10 protein-coding genes and 1 pseudogene are annotated in these 8,935 nt (G+C 60.8%); 3 read left to right on the top strand and 8 right to left on the bottom strand.

The annotated features are described in order from the left end of the window. Positions 1 to 54: 54 nt before the first annotated feature. The 3 genes from OP495_RS11050 to OP495_RS11060 form a co-directional block, all read right to left on the bottom strand. Positions 55 to 453, bottom strand: a complete 399-nt coding sequence (locus OP495_RS11050) for a YkvA family protein (RefSeq protein ID WP_280569208.1) — start codon at positions 451 to 453, stop codon at positions 55 to 57. A 64-nt stretch (positions 454 to 517) separates the two neighbouring features. Then, positions 518 to 793, bottom strand: a complete 276-nt coding sequence (locus OP495_RS11055) for a hypothetical protein (protein ID WP_280564684.1) — start codon at positions 791 to 793, stop codon at positions 518 to 520. Positions 794 to 888: 95 nt separating this feature from the next. Beyond that, on the bottom strand, positions 889 to 1,824 hold the full coding sequence (locus OP495_RS11060) for a drug/metabolite transporter (RefSeq protein WP_280569209.1): 936 nt from the start codon (positions 1,822 to 1,824) through the stop codon (positions 889 to 891). A 367-nt stretch (positions 1,825 to 2,191) separates the two neighbouring features. Here OP495_RS11060 and OP495_RS11065 point away from each other — a divergent pair, with 367 nt between their 5' ends. Further along, positions 2,192 to 3,364, top strand: a complete 1,173-nt coding sequence (locus OP495_RS11065) for a D-alanyl-D-alanine carboxypeptidase (RefSeq protein ID WP_280569211.1) — start codon at positions 2,192 to 2,194, stop codon at positions 3,362 to 3,364. Positions 3,365 to 3,380: 16 nt separating this feature from the next. Here the strand turns inward: OP495_RS11065 and OP495_RS11070 are convergent, their stop codons facing one another. Then, positions 3,381 to 4,094 (bottom strand): UTRA domain-containing protein, encoded by a 714-nt coding sequence (locus tag OP495_RS11070; protein WP_280569214.1) that lies wholly within the window; start codon positions 4,092 to 4,094, stop codon positions 3,381 to 3,383. A 66-nt stretch (positions 4,095 to 4,160) separates the two neighbouring features. Between OP495_RS11070 and OP495_RS11075 the strand changes: the two are divergent. Further along, positions 4,161 to 4,355: pseudogene (locus OP495_RS11075) on the top strand (amidase family protein); the annotation flags it as partial. Between the two features lie 18 nt (positions 4,356 to 4,373). On the opposite strand, the gene OP495_RS11080 reads toward OP495_RS11075, so the two are convergent. The 4 genes from OP495_RS11080 to OP495_RS11095 form a co-directional block, all read right to left on the bottom strand. Continuing rightward, positions 4,374 to 5,162, bottom strand: a complete 789-nt coding sequence (locus OP495_RS11080; protein ID WP_280564881.1) for an amino acid ABC transporter ATP-binding protein — start codon at positions 5,160 to 5,162, stop codon at positions 4,374 to 4,376. Then, the gene (locus tag OP495_RS11085; protein ID WP_280564882.1) at positions 5,155 to 5,820 is read right to left on the bottom strand and encodes an amino acid ABC transporter permease; all 666 of its coding nucleotides are present in this window, start codon (positions 5,818 to 5,820) and stop codon (positions 5,155 to 5,157) included. The genes OP495_RS11080 and OP495_RS11085 overlap by 8 nt, the downstream gene beginning before the upstream one ends. Before the next feature lie 13 nt (positions 5,821 to 5,833). Continuing rightward, on the bottom strand, positions 5,834 to 6,475 hold the full coding sequence (locus tag OP495_RS11090; RefSeq protein ID WP_280564884.1) for an amino acid ABC transporter permease: 642 nt from the start codon (positions 6,473 to 6,475) through the stop codon (positions 5,834 to 5,836). An 81-nt stretch (positions 6,476 to 6,556) separates the two neighbouring features. Then, entirely contained in the window at positions 6,557 to 7,456 is a 900-nt protein-coding gene (locus OP495_RS11095; protein WP_280569216.1) for a transporter substrate-binding domain-containing protein, read from the bottom strand. Positions 7,457 to 7,711: 255 nt separating this feature from the next. On the opposite strand from OP495_RS11095, the gene OP495_RS11100 reads away from it, so the two are divergent. Continuing rightward, on the top strand, positions 7,712 to 8,935 hold a 1,224-nt coding region (locus tag OP495_RS11100), incomplete at its 3' end, for a PLP-dependent aminotransferase family protein (RefSeq protein WP_280569218.1).

An 8,935-nucleotide genomic window follows, 5' to 3' on the forward strand; every position in this document is an offset into this window, starting at 1 on the left:
ACGTGACGCTAAGGCCCCCGACATCGTCAGGGGCTTTTTATGGCACAGGCTGATTTACAACCACTTGGGCATGGCGTTGTCGGCACGCGCTTTGACGTCGTCATCGATGTAGACCGATACCGCAATCAGTGCCGCGCCAAGCACACTGGCGTCGTCGACATAACCGCCCGCGGGGATCAGGTCGGGAATGGCGTCCAAGGGCGAGATGAAATACCCCAGTGCGCCGAAGATCGTGGTCTCCGCCCATACTGGAACGTCGGGACGCTGCAGCACGAAGTAGAGCTGCAGCGCTCGTCGCGTGACTTCACGACCGGCACGGCGCCCGTAGCGGGTGATCTTGTGCCAGAAACGTTGCTCTTGGAACGTGTCTGCGTAATCGCCCGTTTCTTCCGGCACGACATCGCCAACGTCGGCTAGGGACGTCTCTTCGATGGGGTCATGGCGCGGCGTCATACACGCTCCTCACGGTAGGGTGGGCGTCTTGAGATAGCCCCTGCAATGAATCATCGCATTGGGGTTACGACTTGGCGCCGCCTTGGAAGGCGATATCCAGCGAGATCGCGGTGTCCTTGGGCACGTTGACCATGCTCAAGGCATGTTGCGTCATATCGCGGCGCAGCGCCTCGTACTCCTCATCGCCTGCCATCCGTAGCTCCTCGAGCTGATGCTCGGTCACTTCTTGGCTACCGAGATAGTTCTTGGCGGTCTTGCGCAGAGCATCGCCTGTCTCGCCGCTCGCGATCATGTGAAACTCGTCGGTCTCCATGCCGGCATTCTCGATGATGATTTCCATTTCGTCATCTCCTCGTCATGAGTCAAACGCGCCACCTTTGCGTGCCGCGTCCTTTCAAGATAGGTGCCGTTCCTAGGTTGGCTCAAGCGCTTTCTTCACCACGCGACGAGCGCCAGCCCCCCGAGCATGACGGCGATGGCGCCGAGTCGTAACGGGGTGAGGCGTTCCCGGAACCAGTAACCGGCGGCGAGTACGCCGAGAGGAATCGAGAGCTGGCGCAGGGCGACGACGTGGCTGACGTCGGCACTGGTGGACATGGCAATCAGCACCAGCCCGTAGGTACCGAGTATCATGGCACCCGTTAGCCAGGCACGACGTGCGGCGGGGGAGCGGTGCAGTCGTCGTGCTGCGTTACGCTCGTTGGGCAATGCCTGTACGAGTGGCCACATCCACAACCAGGTGGCCATGGCTTGCAGCACCATGTAGTGCAGTCCGGCTTGTAGCGGGGTGTAGCCATGCGTGGTCATCAAGCCCAGGGCATGCTTGTCGATCAGCGAGTATCCGGTGGTGCCGACGGCAGCGAGCAAGATGAAGCCCAGCGCAGGAGTGAGATAACACGATAGGCGAAAGGCGCGCCAGTGGGGCAGGGGAATGATCAGCGCGCTGGCGGCGATCAATACCATGCCGAGCATGTCCCCGCCATTGAGCGCGCTTGTGGCAAGCCATGGGAGCGCGACGGCGGGCACGAGCAGTACCGGCAGGGCGCGTGCCAGGGGATAGAGAAGACTCACTTCACCGCGTGCATAAGCCCAGGCGAGTCCGCCCATGTAGAGCGCCTGGCATGCGCCCGTGGCGATGAGCCAGCCCCAGAAGATGTCGGGTAGCTGCAACGGTGAAGACCCCCAGAACAGGAGCGGCGCGTACAGCACGCTGCCAGCCGCCATGGCGCGGGCAAAAAACGCCAGCGACGGCTCACCGCGCTTGCCGAGCAGGTTCCAACTGGCATGGAGCACGGCGGATATGACGATCAAGGCGATGGCAAGTGCGCTCAGCGTGGGCCTCCGGGCAGGTTCAAGGGATGTTACGTGCAATGGCTTCTATCTGGTATATACCAGATTAATGATGGCATCATCCATGACACTTGGCGTGATCGCAACCGAACGCTCGCGTCGCCATGGGGCATTATCATCGCGTGACGAATATTTGCGAAATGTCACGAATGGTGCCCAAAATGCCGATAAGGGCTGTACAGAGCGCGTCTCTCGCTCATAATCCCCATAGTCCCTATGTCAATGCGCTTTGTGGCGTCGCCATAACAAATGTCGCGGCAAATGTTACGAGTGGACCCGCGAGGGGGTTCCTCCTTCAAGGACATAACAAATGACGTCCCCGTTTCCTCATCGATCGCGTGCGGTCTCCGCGCTGCTCATTTTAATTGCCTTCACGATGGCGTTGTGCATGCTTCCTGCAGCCCAGGCGGCACCCAATCCACGCTATGCTTCCATCGTCATCAATGCCGAGAGTGGTGCGGTACTGCACTCGGCAAACGCCGATGCAACGCGCTATCCCGCATCGTTGACCAAGATGATGACGCTTTACTTGCTGTTCGAGGCGCTCGAAGACGACACGCTGAGTATGGATTCGCGTCTGCCGGTCTCGCAGCATGCCGCCGCGAAACCGCCCTCCAAGATGGGCGTGAAGCCTGGCGAGACGGTGAAGGTGGAAGACGCCATCAACATCCTGGTGGTCAAATCTGCCAACGATGTGGCGGCGGTGGTCGCCGAGGGGCTGGCCGGTAGCGAGTCCACCTTTGCCAGTCAGATGACCGACAAGGCGCGTGCCTTGGGCATGGCACACACGACGTTTCGCAATGCCTCGGGGCTGCCCGATGACCGCCAAGTCACCACCGCGCGCGACATGGCGATTCTCGCGCTGCGCCTGATGCAGGACTTCCCGAGTTATTACCCGGTGTTCGCCAAGACCGAGTTCACATGGCACGGGAGGCGCTACAAAGGGCACAACCGACTGCTCGACAACTATGCTGGCACCGATGGCCTCAAGACGGGTTACATTCGTGCCTCGGGCTTCAATGTGGCGACCTCCGCCGTACATGATGGACGTCGCCTGCTGTCCGTGGTCATGGGCGGTTTTACCGCCCAGTCACGCGATGCGCACATGAGCGAACTGCTCGACCGTGGCTTCGCGCGTGCCGAGTCGGTCGCGCAGGGTGACTGGATCGCGAAGGCAGACATTTACGGGGACCGTTTGCAGGCCACTCCAACGAGTGAACCCGCCCCCACGCTTGCCGATGACCCCATTCGTGACTTGATCGCCCAGGCGGAATACGAGCACGGTGACGCCAGGACAGCGACCGATGATGCCAGCGCCTGGGCCGTGCAGGTGGGGGCTTTCAGTGACCGTACCCGAGCGCGTCGGCAGGCCGACCAAGCCGCCGAATTTTTGCCAGCCGAGCTCGACGGTCGCGTGTCGGTGTCATCGGTGCAGGGCGATGGGGGCATCTTTCGAGCACAGGTGGTGGATCTGGAGGAAACCCAGGCGCGCCGTGGGTGTCGGCAGCTGGCACGCGAGGGTGTGGACTGCGTCGTGGTCGCCATGGGCGCCGGCCAATGAGGCGTCCCGATGGGCCTCACGGCATCGCCACTTCCACGTGCAGGCAGATGGCATCGTGTAGCCAGTAATCCTCGTCATATTCGAGGGCTCGACCCTCATGGTCATGCGTGACGCGTGTCACGCAAAGGCCCGCGCAGCCACTGTGCACCCCGAGCGTCTCGGCTTCGTCGCCGGTCAGCGCGGTGGGGTAGAGCCGCAGCGATTTGCGCGCCAACACCAGGCCGAACTCTTCCCATAGGCGCTGCCACAGCGACGTCGAGAAATCGCCCTTGGCGAGAGCCGGCAAAAGGTCATCGCGCAACCAGATACGCTCCAACAATACCGCCCGGCCATCGATGTAGCGACGCCGTTTCACATGCAAAACGGCTTGCCCGCAGACAATGCCGAGTGCTTGTGCCACTTCGGCAGGGGCCGGTTGGTGCCGCACGTCCAACACTTCGGTATGCGGATGCCGCCCTTGTGCACTCACGTACTGGGCAAAACTTTGATCGTGATTCGGTGAATATTCCACGCGCCGGGGCGAAACGAACCAGCCGCGGCGGTTGTGGCGATGGAGTCGCCCCTCGCTTTCCAGTTGCACCAGCGCCTGGCGCAGCGTGACACGCGTCGTCGCGAAGCGCTCGGCCAGGCGGCGCTCGCCAGGTAATCGGCTAGCGGGCGACAACTCGCCCGTCTCGATCAGCGTCACCAGGCGGTCGCGCAACTGTAGATAGAATGGATTTTCGGGCATTGATGTTTCCGGGCCGGCGTACACATAGGCCGATGATAAGCGTTGGCGCGTAGCGTGCCCATGCTGATGACGCCGTCGGTTTCGGTATCACCGTTCGAGGCCAATCACGAAGTTCCGCCGGGCAGCGGCATGCGAGATTGGGAAGACTGGGCGCCGTTTTCGTACCCCTTCAACCTCAGTCAGCAGCCTGCCGCGTCCGTGCCGTGTGGTTTCACCGACACGGGCATGCCGGTGGGTTTTCAGCTCGCGGGTGGCAAGTTCGACGATGCCCTCGTCCGTTCAGGCGGACGAGGGCGTATCGTGGTTTTCGAGGAACTTGCGCACACGATCGGTCTTGGGGGTGGTGAAGAAGGTCTCCGGATCGGCGCGTTCGATGATCAGGCCTTTTTCCAGGAAGACGACCTGATCGGATACCGCGCGGGCGAAGGCCATTTCGTGGGTGACCATGACCATGGTGTAGCCCTCGGCGGAAAGGTCCTTGATCACCGCCAGCACTTCGCCCACCAACTCCGGGTCGAGCGCCGAGGTGGGCTCGTCGAAGAGCATCACCTCCGGTTGCATGGCCAGCGCCCGGGCGATGGCCACGCGCTGTTTCTGGCCACCCGAGAGCGTGTTGGGATAGCTATCATGCTTTTGCGACATGCCCACCTTCTCCAGCAATGCCGTGGCGAGTTCCTCGGCTTCGCGCTTGGACTTGCCCTGCACGTGGATGGGCGCCTCGGTGACGTTGTGCAGCACGTTGAGATGCGGCCATAGATTGAAGCCTTGGAATACCATACCGGTTTGCGCGCGGACCTTGGCCAGCTCACGCACCGGCATCGGGCGGCCGTCCTCATGGACCCCGATGCGCTGCCCGGCGATATGAATGCTGCCTCGGTCGGGTTTCTCCAGCCAATTGATACAACGCAACAGCGTTGACTTGCCGGAGCCGGACGAGCCGATGATCGTCACCACCTCGCCGGTCTTGACCTCCAGCTCGACGTCGCGCAACACCTCGACGTCATCGAAGCTCTTCGAAAGATGGTGGATCGACACCGCAGCCGTCTCGGACGTGTTTGCTTCAGACATTGTCGAACCCCCGTTTGGCGCTGAAACGCCCGCATTGTTTGATGATGATCTCCATCGCCACGCTGATGGCCCAATAGAAACCGATCACGACGATGAATGCCTCGGTGGGAATGAAATAGGTACTCGATAAGCTGTTGGCGGCGGCGGTCAACTCACTCACGGTGATGATGACCAGAAAGGCCGTGTCCTTGAGCGCATAGATCAGCTGGTTGCCCAGCAATGGACGGGTTTGCATGATGATCTGCGGCAGCAGCAGGCGAAAGAACAGTTTGCCCTTGGTGAAGCCATGCGCCTGGGCGGCCTCGATCTGCCCCGGCGGAAAGGTCAAGCGATTGCCGCGGAAGATTTCGGCAAAGTAGCAGCCGTGATAGACCGCCAACGCGCCGACCCCCGACCACCAGGCATCGAGGCGAATGCCGATGCTTGGCAAGCCGTAATACAGCAGGTAGGCAAGGATCAAAAACGGCAGCATGCGCATCGCGTCGATGAATATTCTCAGCGGCATGGTCAGCCGCTTGCGGCTTCCCTCGAGCAAATACAGCAAACCACAACCGATCACAAAGGCACCCACGATCGACAGGCCAAATATTTCCAGGGTGCTCAGAAAACCGCTCAAGAACTGCGCGCGTTCATCCCACAGGATGTCCCAATTGCTCATGGTCGTTTTATCCTCACATTGCCAGCCGGTTGGCACGGCGTTCGGCGAGACGCTGTAGCCATACCAGGCAACCGATTATCGCCATGTAGAGCACGCCGGCGACGAGAATGGGGGGCAGTGGCTCATAGGTCACGGCCGAGATGCGATTGGTCACGCGGGTCAGGTCGACGATACCGATCACTGCAATGGCGGGGCTGCCCTTGATCAGAAACGACATTTCGTTGACCAATCCTGGCAAGCTGGTGATCACCATCTGCGGCAGCATGATGCGACGGAAGGTAACCCACGGCGTCATGCCCGTCGCCATGGCCGCTTCGCTCTGCTCGCGGGAGAAATTGCGGAACGCACTGCGCCAGATCTCGGCATTGAAGGCGGTGGTATTGAGCGTTAACGCCAGGATGCCGGCGACGCTGCGGTTGAGGTCGAGCCCCAGATCAGGAGCGCTGAGAAAGATGAACAGTGCCAGGGTCACCAATGGCGTAGCGCGGGCCACGCTTGTGTAGAGCACTAGCAGTTGATCGACGATGGGGATTCGCGCAAGGCGAATCAGAGCGATGACCAGGCCCGCCACGACCCCGATGGCAATCGAGACAGCGGAGATCCAGACGGTGGTCCAGGCCCCTTCCAGCAACATGTGCCAGGCGCTGGCATTCATGACAGAGTCCCCGAGCTAAGGAAGAAGGACGGCGCCGTGGTCGGACCACGGCGCCGCGGTGACACAGGAGGCGGCAAGCACTCAGTCGTCGAGGCCGGCCAGTTCGTGGAATTGCTCGACGCTCTTGAGCGGCTTCTCGGGAAGATCCGGGAAGCTTTCTCCGAACCATTTTTTCTGTAGCTCGGCGAGGCGGCCGTTTTCCTTGAGGTGTTTCAGGAAGTCGGTCATGTACTCCAGCAGTTCGGGGCTATCCTTGGGAATCGGCCAGGAGACATAGCCTGCCCCTGATACCGCCGGGCCCTTGGCGAAGACGTCCGGCTTGGACGCTACCAGCGTATTCACTGGCACTGCCGAATCGATGACGTAATCCAGGCGTCCATTGGCCAGATCGGCGAAGGCTTCAGGATAGGACTCATACTTCACGACTTCGCCGAGTTTGCCGCCGTCATCCTCGAGCATCGCTTCCAGCTCCGGCAGGCGCGAGAGAAGCACGCTGCCGGCCTGGACGCCGACTGTCTTGTCGCTGAGATCGTCGACGTCGCTGATGCTGTCATCGTCGGCGCGCTTGATGGCGAAATGCTGGGCGGAGGCGTAGGGCGGGGTATAGTTGAAAACACGCAAGCGTTCATCGGAGACGGATGCGCCGGTCAAGGCCATGTCGTACTGATCGTTGGAGACCGCCGCCAACAGGCCAGTCCAGGGAAGGATATCCTGACGAATCTCGAAGTCGGCGTAGTCGCGCAGCTCTTCGAGCATCTCGGCGTTGAAGCCCTTGGCATCGTCGCCTTCGATGAAGTTGAAGGGCGCATAATTATCTTCGGTGGCGACCTCCATGTAGCCGCGCTCCTGGATTTCCTCCAAGTCCGCCGCCAGAGCGGGTAGCGACAACGACATCAAGGTGCCGACTAGGGTGGTAGCCAAGGCCTTGGAAAGGAAACGGCGGGGAGTGAAATCCGTCGGGCGACTTGCGTTGCGAGTCATGGGAAGCATCATAATCACCTTCGCTGTTGTTGTTGAGATCGTTGGCTGAGACCGAAGACGGCTCGCCGCGATAGCGGCAATCGCGAACTTGGTGATTCCACCCTAAAGAATTCGACGTTGGTCGCTATAGAGCCAGTTGAGGGACACCGGTTGGCCAGATGTTTCGATGCCTAATCATGTGCCCTGTCAGCGAGTGCAGTGTCATGGCGTGCTCTTTGCATCTATTCCGGTGTGATGCCTCATCGGGAGAGAACGATGCTCGACCATTATTTCCATCTCGATTTCGATACTCAACGCGGGTTGCAAGAACAGTTGCGTGAGTCGCTGCTCGATGCCATCCATACCGGAACCATTCCCGCCGACGAAGCGTTGCCGTCATGTCGCCGTTTGTCCCTGCAATTGGGCATCTCGCGCAATACCGTGGCGTTAGTGTACGAGGGGTTGGTCGAGGACGGCTACCTGGTTAGCCGGCCGCGTAGCGGTTACTACCTGCACGACGCTTATCATGACAGCGATACCCTGGCGCTGGCTCAAGCGACGCGCCAGACGACGGTGGATGCACCATCCTGGAGCAAGCGCTTCACGCATCGCCCCAGTCACTTGCAGGGCGTACTGCGTCCCAGCAACTGGATGCATTACGAGTTTCCCTTCGTGTATGGGCAACTGGATACGCGGTTGTTTCCCCTCGAACAATGGCGCGAAACCTCGCGACGCCTGCTGGGCGGAAACCGCGAGCGTCACTGGCTCAGCGACCGCTACGATCAGGACGACCCGATGCTGGTCGAGCAGTTGCGCACGCGGGTGCTGCCCAAGCGTGGCATCCATGCGCAGAGCGATGAGATTCTGGTGACCCTGGGCTCACAAAATGCGTTGTTCTTGATCGCGCAGCTGTTGTTCGACCGGCAAACGCGTGTCGCCGTCGAAAATCCCGGGTATCGCGAGGCGGTCAATGTCTTCCTGCGCCAGGGCGCGCAACTTCACTACCAGCACGTGGATGGCGAGGGTATGCAGCTCGATGTCGAGACTCCACGCTGCGACTACCTCTACGTGACGCCCAGTCATCAGGGGCCGACCGGCGTGACCATGAGTCGCGCGCGTCGCGAGCAGTTGATCCAACAGGTCCAGCGCTTCGATCAGATCGTGCTCGAGGACGACTACGACGCGGAAGTGAATTTCGACCATCACGCCCAGCCAGCCCTTAAAGCCAGCCGTGTCGGTGGGCGGGTGATCTATATGAGCAGCCTGTCCAAACCGCTCTCGCCGGGATTGCGGCTGGGCTATTTGGTCGCCGACGCCGAGCTGGTCGATGAGCTACGCGCGCTGCGGCGGCTGATGTATCGTCATCCACCCTCGGCGCTGCAACAGCAGATGGCACAGTTTCTTGCTCAGGGCCATTACGACCGCTATCTGCGCCAGTTCGCCGACGAGATGCGCCAGCGCTGGGAAACGATGAACGAGGCCATCACGACGCATATGCCC

It is taken from the genome of Chromohalobacter sp. 296-RDG (assembly GCF_029889885.1).
Lineage (GTDB): Bacteria > Pseudomonadota > Gammaproteobacteria > Pseudomonadales > Halomonadaceae > Chromohalobacter.